Source organism: Rubellimicrobium sp. CFH 75288 (assembly GCF_009904055.1).
In the GTDB taxonomy this organism is placed as follows: Bacteria; Pseudomonadota; Alphaproteobacteria; order Rhodobacterales; family Rhodobacteraceae; genus Rubellimicrobium.
The window spans coordinates 223,811-247,753 of sequence record NZ_WYDP01000008.1 but is presented as its reverse complement, the minus strand read 5'-3'; the positions used below and the strand labels follow the sequence as shown (position 1 = coordinate 247,753).

Genomic DNA, 23,943 nt, shown 5'->3' with positions numbered 1-23,943 from the left:
CGGCTTTCCGCGCGGCAGGGGCGGGGCGCCCGCCCGCATCTCGTGCGGGTCGCGCCGTCAGACGGTGTCGAGGTAGAGTTCGAGCTGCTGGCGCGGCGTGAGTTCCGCCATGTAGCGGGCCTCCTGCCGCTTGGTCATCACGAAGTTCCCGATCAGTTCGGGAGGAAAGATGCGTCGGGCGACGGCGCTGTCCTCGAAGGCGTCGATCGCGGCCTCCCAGGTGTCGGGGATCTGGGGCAGGTCCTGTTCGTAGGCGTTGCCCTCAATGGGCGGCGGCGGCTCCAGCCGGTCCTCGATCCCGGTCAGGGCCGAGCCCAGCACGGCGGCAAGGAAGAGGTAGGGGTTCACGTCGCCGCCCGCGACGCGGTGCTCGATGCGGCGCGCCATGGGGCTGCCGCCGGGGACGCGCACGCTGGCGGTGCGGTTCTCGTAGGCCCAGCAGATGCCGGTGGGGGCGTGGCTCTCGGGGACCAGCCGCTCGTAGCTGTTGGCGTGGGGAGCAAAGACCAGCGTGAGTTCGGGGATGCCGCGCAGGCAGCCGGCGATGGCATGATGCAGCAGCGGCGTGCCCGCGAAGCTGCCGTCGGCGAAGGCGTTGCGCCCCTCGCGGTCCAGGAGCGAGAAGTGGCAGTGCAGGCCGTTGCCCGCGTAGTCCTCGTAGGGCTTGGCCATGAAGCTTGCGGCAAAGCCGTGCCGCCGCGCGAGGCCGCGCACGAGCTGCTTGAAGAGCCAGGCGTCGTCGGCCGCGCGCAAGGCGTCGGGGACGTGGCTGAGGTTGATCTCGAACTGGCCGAGCCCCACCTCGCTGATCGCGGCCTCGGCCGGAATGCCCATGGCGTCGCAGCCGTCATAGAGCTCGTTGAAGAAGACGTCGAAGGCGTCGAGGGCGCGCAGCGACAGGATCTCGGCGCCGGGGCGGCGCTTGCCCGAGCGCGGGGAGGGGGGCTGTCGGATCTCGCCCTCCGAATCGTCCACGAGGTAGAATTCCATCTCGGTGGCCACGCAGGGTGTCAGGCCGAGGGCGGCGTAGCGCTCGACGACGGCGCGCAGGGCGTGGCGGGGATCGCCCGGAAAGGGCGCGCCGTCCTCGTGGAACATCCACATGGGCAGAAGGGCGGTCGGCACCTGGAGCCAGGGCATGGGGACATAGCCGCGCTCGGTCGGGCGGAGGATGCCGTCGGGGTCACCGATCTCGAAGACGAGTGGGCTGTCCTCCACGTCCTCGCCCCAGATGTCGAGGTTGAGGACCGAGAGGGGAAAGCGGGTGCCCTCCTCCTCGATCTTGCGGGCGAAGCGGACGGGAAAGCGCTTGCCCCGTCCCTGCCCGTTGAGATCCACGGCGCCGCAGCGGATGTTGCGGATCTCGGGGTGCTGGTCGAGCCAGCTCATGATGTCACCTTGGGGTTGCCACGGAAAACTCGGATCAGCGGACGAGACGGAAGCGCGGGCGCCAGGGGCCGGGCACGGCCGGCAGGTGGCGGTTGAGGCGGCGCTGGATGAGGCCCGCCAGCGCGATGATGCCCAGCGTGAGCAGGATGAAGTAGCCCGCGAGGATGGGATAGGGCACGAAGGGGTTGAAGGTCCGGTCGGCGAAGAACTTGGCGTAGTAGAGCGCGTCGCCCCTTTGCTGGGCGGCCGGGAAGCCCGAAAAGAACACGAGCGTGGTGGCGTGGAACAGGAAGATCGCCTCGTTCGTGTAGGCGGGCCAGCCCAGACGGAGCATGGTGGGAAAGGTGATGCGCCGGAACTTGCGCCATCCGGCGAGACCGTAGGCATCCGCCGCCTCGAGGTCGCCGCGGGGGATCGCCTGCAACGCGCCGTGAAAGATTTCCGCAGAGTAGGCGGCGGTGTTCAGGAACAGCACGAACAGCGCCCCGTAAGCCGCCGATGTCAGGGGAGACAGGGCGGGAAAGGTGCCGCGCAACGACAGGAACAGGAAATAGGCGAAGAAGAACTGGATGAAGAGCGGCGAGCCGCGGAACACGAACACGAACCACTCGGCCGGCTTGCGCAGCACGGCGTGGCGGGATTGCCGCGCGAGCGCGGTGGCCACCGCCAGAAAGAACCCCGCCCCGAGGGCCAGCGTGCCGAAATACACATTCCACAGCAGGCCCGAGCCGATCAGCGTGAACTGGTGGCAGAGCGTGATGTCGACCTGCGGCAGTAGCCGCTCGCCGATTCCGAGCGAACGCAGGGCATAGGCCTGCACGATCTCCCAGCAGGTCATGCGGCCGCCTCGGCGCGGCGCTGGACCTCGCCGCCCGCCATGGCCTGCCCGCGGGTCAGACGGCGCATCACCCGCCCGAGCACGATTTCCGACAGACGGGTGAGGGCGAGGTAGAACACCAGCAGGAAGAGGAAATACCACATCCGCCAGTCGCCGTGCGGATAGTCGGTGAAGCGCGGCGTCTGGGTCGCGCCCAGCTCGCGCGCCCAGTAGACGATGTCGCGCACGCCGAGCAGGAACAGGAGCGGCGACGCCTTGATGAGGATCATCCACAGGTTGGACAGGCCCGGCAGGGCGTAGACCCACATCTGCGGCACGAGCACGCGCCGGAAGGCCTGGGCATGGGTCATGCCGTAGGCCTCGGCCGTCTCGATCTGCGCCCGGGGAACGGCCGCCATGGCGCCATAGAGGACATTGGCGGCGAAGGCGCCGAACACGATCGCGAAGGTCACGACGGCGAGGGCGAAACCATAGACCTCGTGGATCCATTGCGGCGCCGTGGCCAGCGGCAGCTTGGCTTCGGGGCAGACGAGGAAGTTCTGGCCCTGGCGGACCGGCTCGGTCCAGTCGGGGCAGAGCCACTGGTGGCGCAGCCATTCGAGCCCCTGGTCGAGCGCGATCACGAAGAACAGGAAAAAGGCGATGTCCGGCACCCCGCGGACAACGGCGATATAGCCCTTGCCCAGCCAGGCGACCGGCGCGAGGCGGGAGCGGGCCGCGATCGCTCCGCCGAAGCCCAGAAGCAGCGCGACAGGCGCCGTCACCGCGAGCAGCAGCAGCACCGTCCCGAAGGCGCCGTAGAAGGCCAGATGCTTGCCGGTCGTCAGGTAGCAGACGAACCAGAGCAGCGTGTCGAGATTGGCGGGATCATCGCACATGGCGAAGGATGGCCCGGGAGAACCCCCCCGGGCCGGTCAAGCGCGCTCAGTAGGATGGCACCTCGTCGCCGGGGAACCATTCCGCCAGAAGGGCATTGAGCGAGCCGTCGGCCTTCATCTCGGTGATGACGGCATCGAACTGCTCGCGCAGCGCATCGTCGGTCTGGCGCAGGCCGGCCCCGACGCCGCCGCCCAGCGGCACGCGCTCGCCCACGAAGACCAGCTCGCCCCCCGAGGCCTCGACGATGGGCAGGAGGTAGTCGTAATCGGCGAAGACGGCATCGGCCTCGCCGTTGCGGACGGCGGCGACCGTCTCCTCGGGCGTGGCGAACTCGAGCAGCGTGGCGCCAGACTCGGCGACGTGCCCAGCCTGGATCGTGTTCACCTGCGCGGCGACGACGCCCATGATGTCGGCATCCTCCGACAGGGCGACATAGGCCGAGGCCGTGGGAGGATAATAGTCCTGGGTGAAGGAGATGACCTGGGCGCGCTCCTCGGTGATGGACATGCCGGCCATGATGACGTCGTAGTTGCCGGACACGAGGTTGGGGATGATCGAATCCCAGTCGTTCGTGACCCATTCGCAGGTCAGGCCCGCCCGAGCGCAGATCTCGTTGCCGAGGTCGATCTCGAAGCCGGCCAGCTCGCCCGCGTCGTTGATGAAGTTGTACGGGGGATAGGCGCCTTCGGTGCCGATGCGCACCACGTCCTGCGCGAGCGCCGCGCCGGCGCAGAGCGCGAGCGCGGAGGCGAGAGCGATCCTCATTCTTCTTGTCTCCCTTCCCTGTGGGTGGGGAGCATGGAACAGGGTTTCGCCGGAAATCTCAAGGCCGCTGCGTCCGGGGGCGCGGGCGACCCGGGGTCAGGCGGGCTGCGTCGCCGACAGGAACCCCCGCAACCGCTCGGATCGCGGCGCGCCGAACAGCGCCTCGGGCGGACCCTCCTCCTCGATGACGCCCCTGTGGAGAAAGACGACATGGTGCGCCACGTCGGCGGCAAGCCGCATGTCGTGGGTGACGATGATCATGGTCCGCCCCTCCTCGGCCAGGGCCTTGATGACGCGCACGACCTCCTGCTCCAGTTCGGGGTCGAGCGCCGAGGTCGGCTCGTCGAAGAGCAGGGCCTTGGGCTCCATGCAGAGGGCGCGGGCGATGGCGGCGCGCTGCTGCTGCCCGCCCGAGAGCTGGGCCGGCCAGGCATCCGCCTTGTCCGCGATCCCCACCTTGGCCAGATAGGCCCGCGCGCGCGCCTCGACCTCCGCGCGGTCCTGGCCAAGGACGGTGACGGGCGCCTCCATGACGTTCTGGAGGACCGTCATGTGCGACCAGAGGTTGAAGCTCTGGAAGACCATCGACAGGTTGGTGCGGATGCGGACCACCTGCGCGCGGTCCGCCGGGCGGCGATGGGCGCCGGTGCCGCGCCAGCGGACCGGTTCGCCGCAGAAGATCACCTCGCCCTGCTGGCTGTCCTCGAGAAGGTTGCAGCAGCGCAGCAGCGTGGACTTGCCCGAGCCCGAGGAGCCGATCATCGCCACCACATGCCCCGCCGGCGCGGTGATCGAGACTCCCTTCAGGACCTCGAGGCTTCCGTAGGACTTGTGAAGGTCGCGGATCTCGATGACAGGCGGCGGGGCAGGGGCTGGCTCGGGGGTCATGCGCTTTCTCGGCTGGCGGGACCAGCAGAGGGCAAGTCGGCCGCGGATGCAACCGCCGGAAGGTCCGGCGGCGGAGGCAGGGGGCGGTCGTAGGCCGAGGGCGGCAGGTCGGCCAGGCCGCGCAGCTCTCCCAGGGCGGCGCGGTCCTCCGCGGAAAGGCCCCCGATGGCCCTCTCCAGCGCCGCGCGCAGGGGGGCGGGGTCGTGGCCGGGGGCGCAGACGAAGGTCATGCCGGGGCTGGGCTCGGTCAGGGCGAGGACCCGCAGGCGCGCCGTCCACCCCTCCCAGCGGCGCAGGAGGCTCCAGGTCACCGCGTCGATGCCGGCCAGATCCGCGCGCCCTTCGGCCACTGCCAGCGCCGAGGCGCGGTGCGAGCCCGTCGCCAAGACCGGGCGCAGGGGGCGACCCTCCGCGCGCGCCCAGGCCTGCGGCATGTCCCAGCCCGAGTTGGACAGCGGCTCGTTCAGGGCGAAGCGGTCGCCGGGGGCCGGGTCGTCGGCCCGCGCGACGATGACGCTCCGGTAGAAGCCGGGGGCGCAGCCCTCGACCGCATGATCGGCCGCGGCCACGATCGTCACCCGCCCCCGGAACAGCGCGCGCCAAGGCAGGTTGCAGATCTGGCCCAGGACCAGGTCCGGCCGCGCCCATCCTTCCGCCGGCGAGAGGCCGCGGTCGAGCGCGTCGGGCGCGGCCACCCCCCGCGCGCGCAGCCCGTCGCGCACGGCGGCCCAGAGGCGGTCGTGGGCGGCCGCGTTCTCGGGGCGGTCGTACATCGGCAGGGCGGCGATCACCTCCCGGCCCGCCCCCACGGCCCCGTCGGGCCCCCGCCGGCCGCGCCGCCCGGCCCTTCGCCCGATGCCCCTCCGTCCAGCCGGGCCTCGACGCGCTGCCGGGCCAGCCCGCTGTCCACGTCTTCCACCCCCAGAAGCGGCGCGACGAGGCGCATGAGCCCGTCCTCCTCGGCGTCGCGGCGGCCGTCGGCCAGGGCCACCTCCCACAGGGCCTCGATCACGCCGAGACGGTCCTCGTAGGCGACGTGCTCCTTGACGGCGCGGGTGAACCGGACGGTATCGGGGGCCTCCTCTTCGAGGATCTCGGCCTCGCGGCGCAGGGCGGCGGCGGCGGCGGCGTCCAGCCCGTAGCGGCAGCGCAGCACGGCGTCGATCCGCTCTGTCTCGGGCGCCGAGTAATGGCCGTCGGCCCGGCCCACCCGGACCAGCAGGGCCGCCAGCGCCAGACGCGAGTCGGGCTCGGGCAGACGGTCGGGTTCGGGGGCAAGCAGGCGGCGCAGGAGGCTCTCGAACATGGGCGGGGAGGATAGCGCAGCCTGCGGCCGAAGAAAGGGCCGCCGGCCCCCCTTGCGGGGCGGGACGGGACCGGACAGGGTGGCGGCCGGGCTCCCATGCTGCAGCAGATCATTATCGGTTCGCTCGTCACGATGCTGTCCCTTGTCGTCTCGGGGCTGGGGTTCTGGGCGGCCGAGGTCGTGTTCACCCACCGCCGTCGCTGGCTGCGCGAGCCGCCCCATGCGGGCAAGCTCGTGCTGGTGGTGACGGGGGCGGGGGCGCTGGTGCTGGCCGTGGTGCTGGCGGGCGTGACGATCTGGACCGTGGCGCTGCGCTGGTCGGGCCTGTTCGCCGACTGGGAGACGGCCTATTACTATGCGCTCGCCTCGTACACGACGGTGGGCTACGGCGACGTGGTGGTGACGGGCGACCGGCGCATCCTGGGCGCCATGGCGGCGGCCAACGGCTTCATCAATATCGGCCTGCTCACGACCCTGCTGATCGAGGGGCTGGGCCATGTGCGCGAAGGCTATCGCGAAACGGTCAACGGGCGGGAGGGCTGATCCAGCGCCCCGAACCGCTCGCCCAGCCAGGCGAGCCGTCCTTCGCTGCCCCAGGGAGGATTGACGACGAACAGGCCGGACCCCTCCATCCCGTGCCCCGGCCGCACGGGGGCAAAGCGGACCTCGTGGCGCAGCGCGCCGGGCAGGGCCGAGCCCAGCCGGTCGAGCATCGGCGCGTGGCGACCGTCCGGCAGAAGCGGATACCACAGGACCAGCACGCCCACGGGCCATTTGCGGGCCACCCGCTCGAGCATGGCGGGCACGGCCTCGTAGTCGGACTTCACCTCCCACGAGGGGTCCACGACGAGCAGGCCCCGGCGCGGCATGGGCGGCGTCCAGGCAAGGGCGGCGCGCAGCCCGTCCGTCCGCTCGATCCGGGCCGGGCGGGGCAGGGCGCGCCCCAGCGCCTCGTGCTCGGCCGGGTGCAGCTCGGCCAGGCGGAGCGTGTCGCCGGGGCGCAGCAGCAGCGCGGCGATCAGCGGTGAGCCGGGATAGGCCGAGGGGCCGTGGCGGCGGCGCGTCCCGGCCAGCGCGCCAAGGTAGGGGTCGCCGGGGGCGAACCAGCCTTCGGTGCGCGCGATGCCGCCGGCCGCCTCGCCGGTGCGGCGCGCCTCGGGCGAGGAGAGGTCGTAGAGGCCGCGCCCCGCATGGGTCTCGAGATAGGAGAGCGGCTTGGGCTTCGCCGCCATGGCCGCGAGCGCCCAGGCCAGATAGCCATGCTTGTGGACATCGGCGAGGTTTCCGGCGTGATAGCCGTGCTGGTAGGAGAGCATGGCCCCTGCTAGCACGGACCGCGCGCGGTCAGTAGCCCCGCAGGTCGCGGCAGGCCCGGCCGAAGGCGTCGAGCGCCTGCGCCTCGAGCAGGCGGCGCAGCTCGGGCGCCATCGCCTCGAGAACGGGGGCGTAGCTGCCGCCGAAGGGGCCGAGCCGGAGGTCGAGCCCTCGCACCGAGCAATCGGCCAGCGACATCTGCGCGCTGGCCTGCAGCGCGGCAGCCGCGTTGCCGGGCACCAGCGCGTCCGCCCCCGTCCGGCAGGCCAGCCGCCCCGAGAGCGACACCGCCGCCTCCTGGCCCCGCAGCTGGAGGTCGAGCGCGTCGAGCGACGCCTCCTCGAGCACGTCGAGGCCGACGGGGACGCCCCATTGCTGGGCGCTGAGCCCGGCGCAGGGATTGAGCCCCGGCAGCACGCGGTCGAGCGGCAGGGACTGGGCGGCGGCGGAGAAGGGCGCGAGCGCGAGCGCCGCCGCGAGGATGCGGGTAGTCATGGTCTGCTCCGTTTCTGCCCCGCCCCGACGTTGCCTGCCGCGCGCGCGCCGGGCAAGCGCCGCCGGAGCCCCTCAGCGGAAGCGCGCCGGCGAGAGGGCGGCCGCCAAGGCCGGGCCCAGGGTCGGGTCCGCGCCGGCGGCCGTCTCGGCCAGGTGCCGGCTGGCGGCACAGGCGGTCTGGAAGCCGTAGCCGCCCTGTCCCGCGCACCACAGGAACAGCGGCTCGAGCGGATCGGGCCCAAGGACGAGGCGCCGGTCGGGCGCAAAGGTCCTGAGCCCTGCCCAGCTGGCCAGAAGGCGCGTCACCGCGATCTCGGCATGGGCCTCGAACCGGGCGAGGCCCTCGGCCAGAACCAGGTCGTCGGCCCAGGCGTCGTGCGGCTCGGCCGGGTCCTCCTCGGCGGGCGAGACGAGAAGGGCGCCCGCGTCGGGCTTCATGTAGAACGTCTCGCCCGCGCCCTGCACCATCGGCCAGGCCGAGGGGTCGGCGGGCGAGGGGATTCGCGCCATCGACCGGCGCAGCGGTCGGAGGCCGAGCGGCGGCAGGCCCGCCATGGCCGCGACCCGGTCCGCCCACGGCCCGGCGGCGTTCACGATCCGGCCCGCCCGGTGCGTCCCGCCCCCCGCCTCGACGGCCCAGCCGGCGCCGTCGCGCCGGATCGCCGCGACCGGCGCTCGGGTCAGAAGGCGCGCGCCCGACGCTCGCGCCTCGCGCGCCAAGCCCTGCAGCAGCCGGTCGGTGTCGAGATCCAGCGTGTCGGGGTGAAAGGCCGCCCGCGCGACGGCCCGGCCCAGGGGCGGAAACAGCCGCCGCGCCTCGGGCAGCGGGATCTCCTCCATGCCCTCGATGCGCAGCTCCGCCTCGAAGGCGGCCTCGTCCGCGGGTAGCGCGAGGGTCAGGAGGCCGCGCGGGGTCAGAACGCCGCGCTCCTCCAGCTCGGGCCGCGAGGCGCGGTTGAGCGCCACCGTCTCGGGCGCGCCGTAGGTCCCCTCGAACACCGCCGCCGACCGCGACGAGGCGTGGTGCGCCAAGTTGTCCTCGGCCTCGAGCAGCAGCACCGAGCCCAGGGCCGAGAGCCGCGCGGCGGCCGAGACGCCGGCGATCCCGCCGCCGATCACCAGAAAGTCGGTCATGGTTCACCCCCGCGGGCCGCGCCGCGTGCGCCGCGCGGCCCGCCGCCCCGATCAGCTCGGGATCTGGCCCGTCATGCCCTCGACGTAGAAGTTCATGGAGATGAGCTGCTCGTCGGTGGCGACCTCTCCCTCGGCCAGCCAAGGGGTGCCGTCCTGCTTGTTGATGGGGCCGGTGAAGGGGTGGTACTCGCGGTTGCGGATGGCCTCGATCATGGCCTCGGCCTCGGCGCGCACCTCGTCCGGGACCGCTTCGGTGATCTCGCCGATCTCCACCTCGCCCTCGGGGATGCCGCCCCAATGGGCGTGGCTCTCCCATGTGCCGTCCAGCACGGCGCCCACGCGCTCGATGTAGTAGGGCGCCCAGTTGTCGATGATCGAGGCGATGCGCGGCACCGGCTTGAAGGCCGCCATGTCCGAGGCCTGGCCGAAGGTGAAGACGTTGCCCGCTGCCTGCGCCGCGGCCTGGGGTGCCGTCGAGTCGGTGTGCTGCATGATGACGTCCACGCCCTGCTCGATCATGGCCTGGGCCGCGTCGGCCTCCTTGGCGGGGTCGAACCAGGTATAGACCCAGATCACCACCATCTCGACATCCGGGTTGACCTTGCGGGCATGAAGGAAGGCCGAGTTGATGCCCTGGATCACCTCGGGGATGGGGTAGGAGGCGATGTAGCCGATCTTGTTGGACCGGGTCATCCGCCCCGCGATCGTGCCGATCACCGCACGTCCCTCGTAGAAGCGGGCGTCGTAGGTGGCGAGGTTGTCGAGCCGCTTGTAGCCCGTGGCGTGCTCGAACTTCACGTCGGGAAACTGCTGCGCGACGTTGACGGTCGCATCCATGAAGCCGAAGGACGTGGTGAAGATCAGCCCCGCGCCGCCCAGCACCATCTGGGTGATCGCCCGCTCGGCATCGGCGCCCTCGGGGACGGATTCCTGATAGACAGTGCGGACGCGGTCGCCGAAATGCTCCTCAACGGCGAGGCGGCCCTGGTCGTGCTGATAGGTCCAGCCGCCGTCGCCGATCGGGCCCACATAGATGAAGCCCACGGTGAGGGGCTCGGTCCCCTGGGCGCGGACGGGCAGCCCCGCGGCGGCGAGCGTCGCGGTCGTGGCCCCGGTAGCGAGCAGTCTGCGTCGGGTCAGCATGGTGGAGACTCCCTGTTGTGGTTAGCGGGATGCGTGGAACGGCTGGCCGAGAGAGCCGGGCGCGGCCAGCGCCGCCCGGCCCCGGCCCGAGGAGATGACGACAAGCACGAGGATCGTCACGAGATAGGGCGCGGTGGACAGAAGTTCGACCGGGACCGGGACGCGCGCCGCCTGCAGGTTGAGCTGGAGCACGGTCAGCCCGCCGAAGAGCCAGGCGCCCAGGAGAAGCCGCCACGGCCGCCACGAGGCGAAGACCACGATGGCGAGCGCGATCCAGCCCGCGCCGGCGGTCAGCCCTTCGGTCCATTGCGGCACCCGCACGAGCGAGAGATAGGCCCCGCCCAGCCCGGCGCAGGCGCCCCCGAACAGCACCGCGAGCAGGCGGATGCGGCGCACGTCGTGGCCCAGCGCGTGGGCGGCGTCGTGGTTCTCGCCCACCGCGCGCAGGCGCAGGCCCGCGCCGGTCCGATGGAGGAACCACCACACCCCGGCCACCAGCCCGAGCGCGAGATAGACGACGAGATCGTGGCGGAACAGGACGGGGCCCAGAACGGGGATGTCGCGCAGGAGCGGGATCTCGGGGCGCGGCACGGGGGGGGCGCGCAGGCCGACATAGCCCTGCCCGACCAGCGCCGCGAAGCCGAGGCCGAACAGCGTCAGCGCCAGCCCCGTCGCCACCTGGTTGGCGCGCAGCCACAGCACCAGCACGGCGAACAGCGCCGAGAGCGCCGCGCCCCCCGCCGCCGCTCCGAGAAAGCCCAGCGCGGCCGAGCCCGAGGCATGCGCGGCGGCGAAGCCCGCCACGGCGCCCGTGATCATCATCCCCTCGACCCCGAGGTTGAGCACCCCCGCCCGCTCGGCCACCAGCTCGCCCAGCGCGGCGAGCAGGATGGGAGTGGACGCCACCATCAGCGAGGCGAACAGCAGCGCGGGCGAGATGGCTGACAGGTCCATCAGCGCGCCTCCTCCGGGGCTGCGGCGGGCAGGGGGGAGGCGGAGGGGGCCGCGCGGCGCCAGCGCGGCCGGTGCGTGGCCAGCAGGTCCGTGGCCAGCAGGAAGAACAGCAGCATGCCCTGGAACAGCGAGATGGCGGCGGCGGGCAGGTTCAGCCGCTGCTGCGCCATCTCGCCGCCCACATAGGTGAGCGCCATCAGCAGCCCCGCGAGCAGGATGCCCCCCGGATGCAGGCGGCCGAGAAACGCCACGATGATCGCCGTGAATCCGTAACCCGCGGCGAAGTCGATCGAGACCTGCCCCGCTGGCCCCGTCACCTCGAACAGCCCCGCCGCCCCGGCGAGGCCCCCCGACAGCGCCATGCACAGCACCACGACGCGCGAGGGCGCCACGCCGGCAAAGGCCGCCGCGCGCGGCGCCTGCCCCATCAGCCGAACGGCAAAGCCGAACGGATGACGCGCGAGCAGCACCCAGCCCGCCGCCACCGCGCCGAGCGCGGCCACGCCCCCCCAGTGCAGCCCCGTGCCGGGCACCAGCTCGAGATTGGCCGAGGACGCCCATTGCCGCAGGTTGCGCGAGCCCGGAAAGCCCAGCCCCTCGGGGTTGCGCAAGGGCCCGAGCGCCGCCCAGGCGAGCAGGTTGGAGGCCACATAGACCAGCATCAGCGAGACGAGGATCTCGTTGGTGCCGAAGCGCACGCGCAGCAGCGCCGGGATCATCGCCCAGACGAGGCCCCCCAGCGTGCCGGCCAGCACCATCAGGGGAAAGATCCACCGCGTCTCGGCCGGCCAGAGCGCGAGGCCCGCGGCCGCGCCGCAGAGCGCGCCGACGATGTACTGCCCCTCGGCCCCGATGTTCCAGACCCCCGCGCGGAAGCCGAACGAGAGGCCCACCGCGATCAGGATCAGCGGCGCCGCCTTGATCGCGATCTGGCCGCGCAGGTAGCCCGCAAAGGGCCCGAACAGCGGCTCCCAGAAGATGGTGCGGATGGCGAGGACCGGGTCCTTGCCCAGAAGCGCGAACAGGACGCCCCCCGCCAGCACCGTCAGCGCCACCGCCAGGACCGGCGTGGCCCAGGCGAGCGCGCGCGACGGCGCGGGGCGGCGCTCCCAGACGATCACGCGGCGGCCCCGGCATGGCGGGAATGGGCGACCTCCATCCCGTGCGCGCCGCCCAGCATCAGCCCGATCTCCTCGACCGAGAGGCCGGCGACGGGCCGGGCGGGGGACAGCCGCCCCTCGTTCAGGGCGGCGAAGCGGTCGGCGATCTCCATCAGCTCGTCGAGGTCCTGGCTGACCACCACCACCGCCGCCCCCCCGGCGGCGAGGTCCAGAAGCGCCTGCCGGATCGCCGCCGCAGCGGCCGCGTCCACGCCCCAGGTGGGCTGCGCCACGACCAGCACATCGGGCTTCTGGAGGATCTCGCGCCCGATCACGAACTTCTGGAGGTTGCCGCCCGAGAGCTGGCGCGCCGTCGCCTCGGGGCCGGGGGCGCGCACGTCGAAGGCGCGGATCACGCCTTCGGCGAACCGCCGCGCGGCCGCCCAGTCCACGAAGCCCCGCCGAACCAGCCCCGCGCGCACCCGGGCCGAGAGAAAGGCGTTCTCGGTCAGGGTCATGTCGGCCGCGGCGGCGTGGCCGTTGCGCTCCTCGGGGGCGCAGAGCAGGCCGCGCGCCCGCCGCGCCGAGGGGTCGAGGGCGCCCACCGCCTCGCCGCGCAGGCGGATCGCGCCGGGGGCGGTGCGCCGCTCGCCCGAGAGCGCGAGCAGCAGTTCTTCCTGCCCGTTGCCGGCGACACCGCCGATCCCCAGCACCTCGCCTGCGCGGACGGCGAAGGACACGTCGCGCAGGCCCCCGCCCCGCGGCGAGGCGAGCGAGAGCCCCTCCACTTCGAGGACGGGGGGGCTCTCTGCGGGGGCAGGGGCGGCGCGGGCGGGGATGCGCAGGCTGCCGCCCACCATCATCTCGGCCATGCGCCGCGCCGGGGTCTCGCGCGGGTCGCAGGTGGCTACCACGCGGCCCGCCCTGAGGATCGTCGCCTCCTCGCAGAGGGCGCGGATCTCCTCGAGCTTGTGCGAGATGTAGAGGATCGCGACGCCCTCCGCGCGCAGCTGGCGCAGCGTGGCGAACAGGATCGCCACCTCCTGCGGGGTCAGCACCGAGGTCGGCTCGTCCATGATGAGCAGGCGCGGGCGGCCCAGCAGGCAGCGGACGATCTCGACCCGCTGGCGCTCTCCGGCCGACAGGTCGCGCACGGGGCGGCCGGGATCGAGCGGCAGGCCGTACTCGCGCGAGACGTCGCGGATGCGCGCGCCCAGGTCGCGCAGGGGGGGCGGGTCCTCCATGCCCAGGGCGACGTTCTCGGCCACGCTCAGCGCCTCGAAGAGCGAGAAGTGCTGGAAGACCATGCCGATCCCGGCCGCGCGCGCCTCGCGCGGGGAAGAGGGGGCATGGGGGCGGCCCGCCAGTGTCATCGTGCCCCTGTCGGGCCGGACCAGTCCGTAGATCGCCTTGACCAGCGTGGACTTGCCCGCGCCGTTCTCGCCCAGCAGCGCGTGGACCGAGGCGGCGCGCACGTCGAGCGACACGTCGGCATTGGCCACGACCCCCGGATAGGTCTTGGTCAGGCCGCGGATCGTCAGCAGCGCGTCGGTCATCCGGCCCTGTGGTCCCTTTCTGCGCGCCCGTGCCGCCCGGCCATTAGAGCCGCCGCGACGCCGACCGCAATGGCCTGGGGATGCTTGCCGAGCGCGGGGTCTCCGATCGGACACGCGATCCGCGCCACGCCTTCGGGGCGGTGGCCGAGCGCCAGGAGGCGCGAGCGGAAGCGCGCCCGCTTGGTCGCCGAGCCGATCAGCCCCAGCGAGGCGAAGCCGTGCCCCAAGAGCGCGTGGCAGAGCCCGAGATCGAGCGCATGGCTGCGCGTCAGCACCAGGTGGTCCGCGTCGCGCGGGGCGAAGGAGACCAGGGCAGGCGGGTCGGCCGTGGGCAGGACGGTGACGCGGGCGGGGGGGTCGGGGGGAAAGAGGTCTGCCGACAGGTCCACCCAGGTGATCGCCACGCCGGGCCAGGGGGCCAGCACCGCCACCACCGCGCGCCCTACATGCCCCGCGCCCCAGACCCAGACAGGCCGCCCCGGCGCGAGGGCCGCCTCGATCAGCCAGCCGTCGCGCCAGAGGGGCGGGGCACCGGGCGCGGGGGTGGCGGCGGGGCGGGGCGCGGCGCCGTGAATGCGGCGGGCCAGAGGCAGCGCCGCGGGCAGGCCGGCCTCGTCGAACCGCTCCCAGACCAGCGTGGCCGAGCCGCCGCAGCACTGGCCCAGCGCGGGCCCCAGCGCCCAGCTCCGCCAGACTGGCCCGCCGCCCGGGAGCAGCGTCCGCGCCTCCGCCACGGCACGGTGCTCGAGTTCGCCGCCCCCGATCGTGCCCTCCGCGCCGTCGGCCCAGACCAGCATGGCGGCGCCTGCCTCGCGCGGGGCGGACCCGGCCGTGGCGGCGACCACGATCCGCACGACGGCGCCGTGCCGCGCCACGGCCGCGCGCAGGGCCGGAAGGTCCAAGCTCATGCGCCCCGCGCCCGGGCGACCGCGCGCAGGATCGCCTCGGGCGTCGCCGGGGCCTGAAGGTCCGGCCAGTGGGGCCCGCAGGCCGCGCAGGCCTCCGAGAGCGCCAGGAACGCCGAGATGCCGAGCATCAGCGGAGGCTCTCCCACCGCCTTGGAGCGATAGACCGTCTCGGCGCGGTTGGCGGCGTCCCACAGACGGACGTTGAAGATCGCGGGCCGGTCGGAAAAGGCCGGGATCTTGTAGGTCGCGGGCGCGTGGGTGCGCAGGCGGCCCTTGGCGTCCCAGACCAGCTCCTCGGTGGTCAGCCAGCCCGCGCCCTGGACATAGCCCCCCTCGATCTGCCCGATGTCGAGCGCCGGGTTCAGCGAGGCGCCGCAATCATGCAGGATGTCGGCGCGCAGGATGCGGCTCTCGCCCGTCAGGGTGTCGAGGACGACCTCGGTGGCGGCGCAGCCATAGGCGAAGTAGAAGAAGGGCCGCCCCCGTCCCCGCACCCGGTCCCATTCGAGGCCCGGCGTCGCGTAGAAGCCCGTGGCCGACAGCGACACCCGCCCGAGGTAGCAGGCGTCCACCGCCTCCTCCCAGCTCATCGCGTCCGCGCCCACCCGCACGGTGCCGTCCGCAAAGACCACCTCCTCCGCCCGCGCCTGGTGCAGTGCGGCGAGGTGGCGCGCCATGCGCTCGCGGATCGCGTCGGCGGCGGCCTGAACCGCCATCCCGTTCAGGTCAGCCCCCGACGAGGCCGCCGTGGCCGAGGTGTTGGGCACCCGGGCCGTGTCCGTGGCCGCGATCCGCACCCGGTCCAGCGGAATGCCCAGCCGTGCCGCCGCCACCTGCGAGACCTTGCGGTGCAGGCCCTGTCCCATCTCGGTCCCGCCGTGGTTCAGCAGCACCGAGCCGTCGCGATAGACATGGACCAGCGCGCCCGCCTGGTTGAGGTGGCTCAGCGTGAAGGAGATGCCGAACTTGACCGGCGACCAGGCGAGCCCTCGCTTGAGCACCGGATTACCGCTGTTCCACTCGCGCACCGCCCTCTGCCGGTCGGCGAAGTCCGATGAGGCCAGGAGCGCGTCGGTCATCTCGTGCAGGATGAAGTCCTCGACCTCCATGCCGTAGGGGGTGCTGCGGTCGAGGGCCGGAGAATGCACCGCGCGCAGCCGGGTCCCCGTGCCCGGCCCGGACCGCTCCCCGCCCGTGGCGGGCGGGTAGAAGTTGAGCCGCCGCACCGCGCCCGGATCGAGGCCCAGCGCATGGGCCGCGTGCTGGATCAGCCGCTCGGTCCCCAGCATCCCCTGGGGGCCGCCGAAGCCGCGAAAGGCCGTGGCCGACTGCGTGTTGGTCCGCAGCCGGTGCGAGACGATCCGCGCATGGGGCACGAGATAGGCATTGTCGGCATGCAGCATCGCCCGGTCGCAGACCGCGAGGCTCAGGTCCTGCGACCAGCCGCAGCGCGCGTATTGCACGACCTCCATCGCGAGCAGCCGCCCCTCGGCGTCGAAGCCCGCGTCGTAGTCGATGCGGAAGTCGTGGCGCTTGCCCGTGATCGTCATGTCGTCGTCGCGGTCATAGCGCATCCGGCAGGGCCGGCCCGTCGCCTCGGCCATCACCGCGCAGGCGACGGCCAGGTGGTTGCCCTGGCTCTCCTTGCCGCCGAAGCCGCCGCCCATGCGCCGCACCACCACCCGCACCGCGGCCGAGGGCAGGCCCAGCGCGTCGGCCACCTTGTGCTGGATCTCGGACGGATGCTGGGTCGAGCAGTGCACCTCCATCCCGTCGTCGCCGGGGATCGCCAGCGCCGCCTGCCCCTCGAGATAGAAGTGCTCCTGCCCGCCGATCTCGAGCCGTCCCCTGACCCGCCGCGGCGCGGTCGCCAGCGCGGCGTCGGGATCGCCCTTCTGCCAGATCCGCGGCCCCTCCTCGAAGCGCCAGCCGGCAGCCAGCGCGTCGTCGATCGTCAGGACCGGCGCCTCCTCCTCGGCCTCGACGCGGGCCAGCCGCGCCGCCCGGCGCGCCGCGCGGTGCGAGGTGGCGGCGACCACGAACAGCGGCTGGCCCAGGTAGTGGATCGCCCCGTCGCAGAGCAGCGGCTCGTCATGCGCGACGGGGGCCACGTCCGCAGGCCGCCGCAGGTCCCCGTGCGCCAGCGCCGCCACCACCCCCGGGGCCGCCCGGACGGGGCCGAGGTCCAGCGCCGCGAGGCGCCCCCGCGCCACGGGCGAAAGGCCGAAGGCCAGGTGCAGACATCCCGCCGGCGCGGGAATGTCGTCGGTGTAGCGCGCCGCCCCCGTGACATGGAGCAGGGCCGAATCGTGGGGGGCGGGCTCGTGCACGCTCATGGCCGCACCGCGCGGACCGACACGGCCGCCCCCCGGCTCTCGTGGAGGTAGCGCCGCAGCAGGTTGCCCGCCACCTCCAGCCGGTAGGCGGCCGAGGCGCGCATGTCGTCGATGGGCCGGAAATCCTCGGCCAGGGCGGGAACCGCCGCCTCGACCGTCGCCTCGTCCCAGGGCCGCCCCTCCAGCGCGGCCTCGAGCGCGCGGGCGCGCCTAGGCGTGGCCGCCATGCCGCCGAACCCCGTCCGCACCCGGACCACCCGGCCGTCCTCCACCCTGATGTCGAAGGCGCCGCAGACGGCCGAGATGTCCTGATCCCAGCGCTTGGACACCTTCCAGACCCGGAGCCCCGGCGCCGAGAGCGGCACGTCGATCCCCTCCAGGAACTCGCCGGGCCGGCGGTCCTGCCGGCCGTAGTCGAGAAAGAAGTCCTCGACCGGCAGCACCCGCCGCTCCTCGCCCCGGCGCAGGTGCAGCCGGGCCCCGAGCGCGAGCAGCACGGGCGGGTTGTCCCCGATGGGCGAGCCGTTGGCCACGTTGCCCCCGATCGTCGCCGCGTTGCGCACCTGCGCCGAGCCATAGCGCCCGATCAGCGCCGCCCAGGACGGAAAGCGGTCGCGCACGGCCTCCAGAACCTCGGTCATCGTCGCCCCGGCCCCAAACCAGAGGCGCCCGTCCCGCTCCTCGATCCGGGCGAGGTCTCGCGCGCCCGACAGGAAGGCGACCTCCGGCAGGTCGCGCAGCCCCTTGGTCACCCAGAGCCCCACATCGGTCGCCCCCGCGATCAGCGTCGCATCGGGATGGTCCGCATACCAGGCGGCCAGCTCGTCGGCGCTCCGGGGCAGAAAGGCGCCGCCTGACCCGGCGGGCGGGGCGTCGTCCGGGTTCGGCCGGTCGCGCATCCAGTCCGGCACCGGCTCGGCGGCCGCCGCCTCGGCCGCGCGCAGGATCGGGGCATAGCCGGTGCACCGGCACAGGTTGCCCGCCAGCGCGGCGTCGTGGTCGCAATCCCCGTTCAGATGCGCCGCCGCCATGGCGACGACGAAGCCCGGCGTGCAGAAGCCGCACTGGCTGCCGTGGTGGTCCACCATCGCGCGCTGGACCGGGTGGAGCGCGCCCTCGGGGCCCGCGATCCCCTCGACGGTGCGCACCGCCTTGCCCCGAAGCTGCGGCAGGAACAGGATGCAGGCATTGAGCGCCCGCGCCCCCCGCTCGTCCGTGACCAGGACGGTGCAGGCGCCGCAATCGCCCTCGTTGCAGCCCTCCTTGGTGCCGGTCAGGCCCCGCTCCTCGCGCAGCCAGTCGAGCAGCGTGCGCGTGGGCGGCGCGTCCGCCTCCACCCGCTCTCCGTTCAGGAGGAACCCGATCCTCATCGCATGACCCGCCGCCTTACCCGATCGCCGCCCGTCCCGCGCGGTCGATGCGGCGTAGAGCGCGCGGGGCCATCGGATCAAAGCGGGGCAGGACACCTTTGGCAAGCCCCGCACGCGGCCGCTTCTCCCGGACCCCCCGTCCGGCTAGTCTGCCGGCGCAAGACCCGTCCGCAGGCGGAGGCCATGGCGGTGCGCATCGCCCTCTGGGCTGTCCTGGTGCTCGTCCTGACCCTGCTGGCGGCGCAGGTCTGGCTGGCGCGGTCGTTCGGCTCTCGCATCGCCGCCGCCGAGGCCCGGCTCCTCGCGCTGCCCCCGGGCGCGATCCGGTCCGACCTGCCGCCCCCGGTGGAGGCGTTCGCGCGCAGGGCCGGAGCGACCGGCACGCCGCGCGCGGTCGTGGCGACCCAGACGGCGCGGCTGCGATCGGGGCCGGACGCGGCCTTCGCGACCTATGAGGCGAGGCAGATCTCGTCCGTGGCCGCGGCCGGGTTTGTCTGGGACGCCGCTCAGCGGATCGGGCCCCTGAACGTCGTCCGTGTGGTCGACCAGTACGTCGCGGGCGAGGGCCTGCTCGAGGCACGGCTCCTCGGGGCGATCCCCGTCGCGCGCGGGTCGGGCCCGGACGTGGCCCTGGGCGAGGCGCTCCGCTACCTGGCGGAGCTGCCCTGGACGCCCGACGCGATCCTGGCGAACCGGTCCGTGGCCTGGCGCCTGCTTCCCGACGGTCGGGCCGAGGCCCGTCTCGACACCGTCGCCGGCCCGGCCGTCGTGCGCTTCGCCTTCGACGAGGCGGGAGACATCGTGGCGATGGAGGCGCCGGCCCGGCCGGTCGCCGGGTCGTCCGAGCCGATGGAATGGCGCGGCCGCTTCTGGGATTACCGCATGGTGGGGCCGCGCCGCATCCCTGCGCGCGGCGCGGTCGGCTATGTCTATCCCACCGGCTACGCCGACTACTTCGAGGGCGAGGTCACGAGCTACGCCCTCGTGGAGTAGCAGCGGCGGTACGCGGGCGGACCGACCGGCGCGGGGGCTGGCGACTCGGCCGGGGTGCGGCCTAGTCTGCCCCCATGGCCGATCCCCGCTTCATCCACCTGCGCGTCCATTCCGAGCACTCGCTCCTCGAGGGGGCGGTGCCGGTCAAGAAGCTGCCCGGTCTCGCCGCGGCGGCGGGCATGCCGGCGGTGGCGCTCACGGACACCAACGCCTGCTTCGCCGCGCTCGAGTTCTCCGAGGCCGCGATCAAGGCGGGGGTCCAGCCCATCGTCGGCGCGCAGATGGACCTGTGCTATCTGGACCCCGAGCCGGGGCGTTCGCCCTACCGCCCCGCCCCCGTCGTCCTGCTCTGCCAGTCCGAGGCGGGATGGATGAACCTCATGAAGCTCAATTCCTGCGCCTATCTTGGCGGCTCGCCCCAGCCCCAGATCGCCCTCTCCGAGCTTGAGGCGCATGCGGAGGGGCTCATCTGCCTGACCGGCGGGCCGGACGGTCCCCTGGGGCGGATGCTGCGGGCGGGGCAGGGGGGGCGGGCCGAGGAATGGCTGCGCCGCATGGCCCGCGCCTTTCCCGGCCGCCTCTATGTCGAGCTGCAGCGCCACCCGGTCGAAGGCGGCCTGCCCGAGGCCGAGCGCCTGTCGGAGGGGCCCTCGATCGACCTCGCCTATGCGCTCGACCTGCCGCTGGTCGCCACCAACGACGTGCATTTCCCCGACGAGAGCCTCTACGAGGCGCACGACGCGCTGCTCTGCATCGCCGACGGCACCTTCGTGGACGGGGCCGAGCCGCGCCGCCGCCTGACGCCCCAGCACTGGTTCAAGCCGCCCCGCGCCATGGAGGCGCTGTTCGCCGACCTCCCCGAGGCGCTGGAGAACACGGTGGAGATCGCCCGCCGCTGCGCCTTCCGCGTGCCCCGGCGCAAGCCGATCCTGCCCCGCTTTGCCGAAAACGAGGTGGAGGAGCTGCGCCGCCAGGCACAGGAGGGGCTGGCTGCCCGCCTTGCCGTGATCCCCCACGCCGCGCCCGTCGAGGAGTACGAGAAGCGCCTCGCCTTCGAACTTTCGGTGATCGAGCAGATGGGCTTTCCCGGCTACTTCCTGATCGTCGCCGACTTCATCAAGTGGGCCAAGGCGCAGAACATCCCCGTGGGGCCGGGGCGCGGATCGGGGGCGGGCAGCCTCGTGGCCTATGCGCTCACCATCACCGACCTCGATCCCTTGCGCTACTCCCTCCTGTTCGAGCGGTTCCTGAACCCCGAGCGGGTGTCGATGCCCGACTTCGACATCGACTTCTGCATGGACCGGCGCGAGGAGGTGATCGCCTATGTCCAGTCCCGCTACGGTCACGACCGGGTGGGCCAGATCATCACCTTCGGCGCGCTGCTCTCCAAGGCCGCCGTGCGCGACGTGGGCCGCGTGCTCCAGATGCCGTACGGGCAGGTGGACCGCCTCGCCAAGATGATCCCGATGGAGGGGGTCAAGCCCGTCTCCGTCACCAAGGCGCTGGCCGACGAGCCCCGCCTGCGCGAGGCGATGCGCGAAGGCGAGGTGGTCCGCCGCTGCCTCACCTATGCCGAGAAGCTCGAGGGCCTGCTGCGCAACGCCTCGACCCATGCCGCGGGCGTTGTGATCGCCGACCGCCCCCTGGACGAGCTGGTGCCGCTCTACCGCGCGCCGGGCACCGACGACATGCCCGCCACCCAGTTCAACATGAAATGGGTCGAGCAGGCGGGGCTGGTGAAGTTCGACTTCCTCGGCCTCAAGACCCTGACCCAGATCCGCAACGCGGTGGACCTCATCACCGCGACCCGCCCGCTCCACGTCGCGGCCGACGGGACCCGCCTCTACGACCCCGCGCCGGGGACCGAGAACGACATCGGCGCCATCCCGCTGGACGATCCCAGGACCTACGAGCTCTATTCCCGCGCCCGCGTCGCGGCGGTGTTCCAGGTGGAATCCTCGGGCATGATGGACGCGCTCAAGCGGATGCGCCCCACCTGCATCGAGGACATCGTGGCCCTCGTGGCGCTCTACCGCCCCGGTCCGATGGAGAACATCCCCACCTATTGCGAGGTCAAGAACGGCCTGCGCCCGCTCGGGTCGATCCATCCCAGCATCGACCACATCCTGAAGGAGACGCAGGGGATCATCGTCTATCAGGAGCAGGTGATGGAGATCGCCCGCGTCATGGCGGGCTACTCGCTCGGCGGCGCGGACCTGCTGCGCCGCGCGATGGGCAAGAAGATCCCCGAGGAGATGGCCCGCGAGCGGCCCAAGTTCATCGAGGGTGCGGTCCGCAACGGGGTGCCGAAGGAGAAGGCGGGCGAGGTCTTCGACCTTCTGGAGAAGTTCGCCAATTACGGCTTCAACAAGTCCCACGCCGCCGCCTATGCCGTGGTCAGCTACCAGACCGCCTGGCTCAAGGCCAACCACCCGGTCGAGTTCATGGCCGGCGTGATGAACTGCGACCTGCACCTGACCGACAAGCTCGCGGGCTATTTCCAGGAGGTGCGCAAGACCCTCGGCATCCCGTGGACGCCTCCTTGCGTGAACCGCTCGGACGCCTGCTTCAAGGTCGTGGACGGCGCGATCGCCTATGCGCTGGGCGCGCTCAAGAACGTGGGCCCCGAGGCGATGAAGCTGATCGAGCAGGGGCGCGGCACTCGCCCCTTCGTGACGCTGTTCGACTTCGCCCGCCGGGTGGATCTCAAGCGCATCGGCAGGCGCCCGCTCGAGATGCTGGCGCGCGCGGGTGCCTTCGACATCCTCGACCCCAACCGCCGCCGCGTGCTCGAGGGTCTCGAGGCGCTGGTCGCCTATTCCGCCGCCTGCCACGAGCAGAAGGGCTCGAGCCAGGTGTCCCTGTTCGGCGAGGCGGGCGACGACCTGCCCGAGCCGCGCCTGCCCGATCCGCCCGACTGGGACGGGCCCGAGCGGCTGGCCGAGGAGTTCAAGGCCGTGGGCTTCTACCTGTCCGGCCACCCGCTCGACGACTACCTGCCCGGCCTGCGCCGGCGCGGCGTGCGCACCCACGAGGAGATCGCTGCGCTGGTGCAGGACGGCCCCCGCCTGCTCGAGGTCGCGGGGGTGGTCGCCTCCCGGCAGGAGCGCAAGAGCGCCCGCGGCAACCGCTTCGCCTTTGTGGGCCTCTCCGATCCGACCGGCCAGTTCGAGGTGACGCTGTTCAGCGAGGCGCTGGAGGCCTCGCGTCCCCTTCTCGAGCCCGGCTCCCTCGTCGTCGTGCAGGTGGAGGCGGTGCCCGAGGGAGAGGGCGTTCGCCTGACGGGACGCGCCGTGCGCCCGGTGGACGAGGCTGTGGCCGGTGCTGCGGGCCTGCGCGTCTTCGTCGAACGCGAGGAAGCCCTGCCGCTCGTGGCCGCGGCCCTGGACCAGGCCCGCTCCGCCCTGCGCGGCCTGCCGCCGGCGCGCGCGGGCCGCGGCAGCGTCACGCTCCTGCTGCGCCACCCCACCCTGCCGGGCGAGGTCGAGATCGACGTGGGCGAGGGCTGGCCCGTCACTCCCGTGACCCGCCGGGCCCTCCGCTCGCTGCCCGGCGTGCTGGAGGTGGAGGAGGTCTGAGCCCGCGGCCTCGCCTTGGAAAGCCGCGCTCCCGGTTCTAGAACCCCCCGGACGACCAGCAGGGAGAGCCCCCATGACCCGACCCGCCGCCGGCCTCGTCTGTCTCGCGCTCGCGGCCTGCGGCACCGGGGGGGTGCCGGCGTCCAACCCGCCCGCTGGGGGCGGCGCGCAGGTCGCCTCGCTGGGGCCGGTCGAGGGGGGCGCTCTCTTCGCGACCGCCTGCGGCGTCGAGGGGGAGGCGCTGGGCCGGCCCATCGCCACCCGCGCGGGCTACACGCTCCACGACACCGACCCCGCCTCCACGGGCCCGCGGGTCCATCACATCACGGGCTTCGCCGATGGCTGCCCCCGGCGCGTGACCGCTGCGCTGGCGCTGTTCGGCGATGTGGGCACCCACGAGGTCACGCGCTACGCCGCCACCGATCGCGCCCTCTCGCCCACGGACGCCGCCTACGAATCGATCAAGGCCGAGATCTGCGGAGTCCCCGCCCTCACCCCCTGCGGCGCCCGCCTGCCCGCGCTCGAGGCCAATACCGTGTTCGTGTCGCTCTACCCGACCATCGACGCCGAACGGCACGAGGATCTGCTGCTCCACGCGGGCGAGGTCGTGGCCGCCGATCGCTGATTCGGGGGCCCTGTCCCGACCAGAGGTTAAGAAAGCGTGACACCACCGCGCGGTGCCCCAACGCTTTGTTAACCCTTCTGCGCGACCCTGTCCCCGCCACAACCGAGGACCGAGTCATGCCCGCCGCCCGATGCCTGCCGCCGCCCGTCCCGCCGCTACCAGTGCGGCGGGCGGTCGATCGGTGCGGCACGCACGCCCTCCGCCTCGCGCTCGGCCTCTCGCTGGACCAGCCGTTCCAGCTGGGCACGCAGCATCGCCATCTCGCGCCCCTGCCGCGCCACCTCGTCGGAGAGGTCGTCCACGGCGCGGATCAGATGCGCCAGCCGTTCCTCGATGGCCACGATGTCGCTCATGCCCCCGAGGCTGGAGCGG

At 73.0% G+C, this 23,943-nt stretch carries 22 protein-coding genes; 4 read left to right on the top strand and 18 right to left on the bottom strand.

Annotation, left to right across the window (positions count from 1 at the left end):
• Positions 1 to 57: 57 nt before the first annotated feature.
• From GT358_RS09625 to GT358_RS09595, 7 genes are all read right to left on the bottom strand, one after another.
• A complete protein-coding gene (locus tag GT358_RS09625) occupies positions 58 to 1,389 on the bottom strand; it encodes a glutamine synthetase family protein (RefSeq protein ID WP_166582388.1) in 1,332 nt (443 codons plus the stop codon).
• A 34-nt stretch (positions 1,390 to 1,423) separates the two neighbouring features.
• A complete protein-coding gene (locus tag GT358_RS09620) occupies positions 1,424 to 2,227 on the bottom strand; it encodes an ABC transporter permease (protein ID WP_166582387.1) in 804 nt (267 codons plus the stop codon).
• The gene (locus GT358_RS09615) at positions 2,224 to 3,105 is read right to left on the bottom strand and encodes an ABC transporter permease (RefSeq protein WP_166582386.1); all 882 of its coding nucleotides are present in this window, start codon (positions 3,103 to 3,105) and stop codon (positions 2,224 to 2,226) included. Before GT358_RS09615 ends, GT358_RS09620 begins: the two co-directional genes overlap by 4 nt.
• Before the next feature lie 46 nt (positions 3,106 to 3,151).
• Positions 3,152 to 3,871, bottom strand: a complete 720-nt coding sequence (locus GT358_RS09610) for a transporter substrate-binding domain-containing protein (RefSeq protein ID WP_166582385.1) — start codon at positions 3,869 to 3,871, stop codon at positions 3,152 to 3,154.
• 96 nt (positions 3,872 to 3,967) lie between these two features.
• Positions 3,968 to 4,759 (bottom strand): ABC transporter ATP-binding protein, encoded by a 792-nt coding sequence (locus tag GT358_RS09605; protein WP_166582384.1) that lies wholly within the window; start codon positions 4,757 to 4,759, stop codon positions 3,968 to 3,970.
• Positions 4,756 to 5,568, bottom strand: a complete 813-nt coding sequence (locus GT358_RS09600; RefSeq protein WP_371416257.1) for a phosphate/phosphite/phosphonate ABC transporter substrate-binding protein — start codon at positions 5,566 to 5,568, stop codon at positions 4,756 to 4,758. Before GT358_RS09600 ends, GT358_RS09605 begins: the two co-directional genes overlap by 4 nt.
• Positions 5,547 to 6,065, bottom strand: a complete 519-nt coding sequence (locus tag GT358_RS09595; protein WP_166582383.1) for a TerB family tellurite resistance protein — start codon at positions 6,063 to 6,065, stop codon at positions 5,547 to 5,549. Before GT358_RS09595 ends, GT358_RS09600 begins: the two co-directional genes overlap by 22 nt.
• A gap of 96 nt (positions 6,066 to 6,161) precedes the next feature.
• Here GT358_RS09595 and GT358_RS09590 point away from each other — a divergent pair, with 96 nt between their 5' ends.
• Positions 6,162 to 6,608: a two pore domain potassium channel family protein gene (locus GT358_RS09590; protein ID WP_166582382.1), complete on the top strand. Its 447-nt coding sequence runs from the start codon at positions 6,162 to 6,164 to the stop codon at positions 6,606 to 6,608.
• Here GT358_RS09590 and rlmJ read toward each other — a convergent pair.
• From rlmJ to xdhA, 10 genes are all read right to left on the bottom strand, one after another.
• Entirely contained in the window at positions 6,575 to 7,381 is an 807-nt protein-coding gene (rlmJ, locus tag GT358_RS09585; protein ID WP_166582381.1) for a 23S rRNA (adenine(2030)-N(6))-methyltransferase RlmJ, read from the bottom strand. The genes GT358_RS09590 and rlmJ overlap by 34 nt on opposite strands.
• A gap of 28 nt (positions 7,382 to 7,409) precedes the next feature.
• Positions 7,410 to 7,874, bottom strand: a complete 465-nt coding sequence (locus GT358_RS09580; RefSeq protein WP_166582380.1) for a hypothetical protein — start codon at positions 7,872 to 7,874, stop codon at positions 7,410 to 7,412.
• Between the two features lie 72 nt (positions 7,875 to 7,946).
• Positions 7,947 to 9,008 (bottom strand): FAD-binding oxidoreductase, encoded by a 1,062-nt coding sequence (locus GT358_RS09575; protein WP_166582379.1) that lies wholly within the window; start codon positions 9,006 to 9,008, stop codon positions 7,947 to 7,949.
• A gap of 51 nt (positions 9,009 to 9,059) precedes the next feature.
• Positions 9,060 to 10,148, bottom strand: a complete 1,089-nt coding sequence (locus GT358_RS09570; RefSeq protein ID WP_166582512.1) for a BMP family ABC transporter substrate-binding protein — start codon at positions 10,146 to 10,148, stop codon at positions 9,060 to 9,062.
• 24 nt (positions 10,149 to 10,172) lie between these two features.
• On the bottom strand, positions 10,173 to 11,105 hold the full coding sequence (locus GT358_RS09565; protein WP_166582378.1) for an ABC transporter permease: 933 nt from the start codon (positions 11,103 to 11,105) through the stop codon (positions 10,173 to 10,175).
• Positions 11,105 to 12,226, bottom strand: a complete 1,122-nt coding sequence (locus GT358_RS09560; RefSeq protein ID WP_166582377.1) for an ABC transporter permease — start codon at positions 12,224 to 12,226, stop codon at positions 11,105 to 11,107. The genes GT358_RS09565 and GT358_RS09560 overlap by 1 nt, the downstream gene beginning before the upstream one ends.
• Complete coding sequence (locus tag GT358_RS09555; protein ID WP_166582376.1) at positions 12,223 to 13,761, bottom strand: ABC transporter ATP-binding protein; 1,539 nt, start codon at positions 13,759 to 13,761, stop codon at positions 12,223 to 12,225. The genes GT358_RS09560 and GT358_RS09555 overlap by 4 nt, the downstream gene beginning before the upstream one ends.
• Entirely contained in the window at positions 13,758 to 14,669 is a 912-nt protein-coding gene (xdhC, locus tag GT358_RS09550) for a xanthine dehydrogenase accessory protein XdhC (RefSeq protein WP_166582375.1), read from the bottom strand. The genes GT358_RS09555 and xdhC overlap by 4 nt, the downstream gene beginning before the upstream one ends.
• Complete coding sequence (gene xdhB / locus GT358_RS09545) at positions 14,666 to 17,005, bottom strand: xanthine dehydrogenase molybdopterin binding subunit (RefSeq protein ID WP_166582374.1); 2,340 nt, start codon at positions 17,003 to 17,005, stop codon at positions 14,666 to 14,668. Before xdhB ends, xdhC begins: the two co-directional genes overlap by 4 nt.
• Complete coding sequence (xdhA, locus tag GT358_RS09540) at positions 17,002 to 18,375, bottom strand: xanthine dehydrogenase small subunit (protein WP_166582373.1); 1,374 nt, start codon at positions 18,373 to 18,375, stop codon at positions 17,002 to 17,004. The genes xdhB and xdhA overlap by 4 nt, the downstream gene beginning before the upstream one ends.
• Before the next feature lie 183 nt (positions 18,376 to 18,558).
• Here xdhA and GT358_RS09535 point away from each other — a divergent pair, with 183 nt between their 5' ends.
• From GT358_RS09535 to GT358_RS09525, 3 genes are all read left to right on the top strand, one after another.
• Positions 18,559 to 19,368, top strand: coding sequence for a DUF6544 family protein (locus tag GT358_RS09535; protein ID WP_166582372.1), 810 nt, complete (start codon positions 18,559 to 18,561; stop codon positions 19,366 to 19,368).
• Between the two features lie 74 nt (positions 19,369 to 19,442).
• Entirely contained in the window at positions 19,443 to 22,946 is a 3,504-nt protein-coding gene (dnaE, locus tag GT358_RS09530; RefSeq protein ID WP_166582371.1) for a DNA polymerase III subunit alpha, read from the top strand.
• Positions 22,947 to 23,019: 73 nt separating this feature from the next.
• Positions 23,020 to 23,571, top strand: a complete 552-nt coding sequence (locus GT358_RS09525; RefSeq protein WP_166582370.1) for a hypothetical protein — start codon at positions 23,020 to 23,022, stop codon at positions 23,569 to 23,571.
• A 155-nt stretch (positions 23,572 to 23,726) separates the two neighbouring features.
• Here GT358_RS09525 and GT358_RS09520 read toward each other — a convergent pair whose 3' ends face one another.
• Positions 23,727 to 23,924 (bottom strand): SlyX family protein, encoded by a 198-nt coding sequence (locus tag GT358_RS09520; protein ID WP_208103434.1) that lies wholly within the window; start codon positions 23,922 to 23,924, stop codon positions 23,727 to 23,729.
• Positions 23,925 to 23,943: the final 19 nt, after the last annotated feature.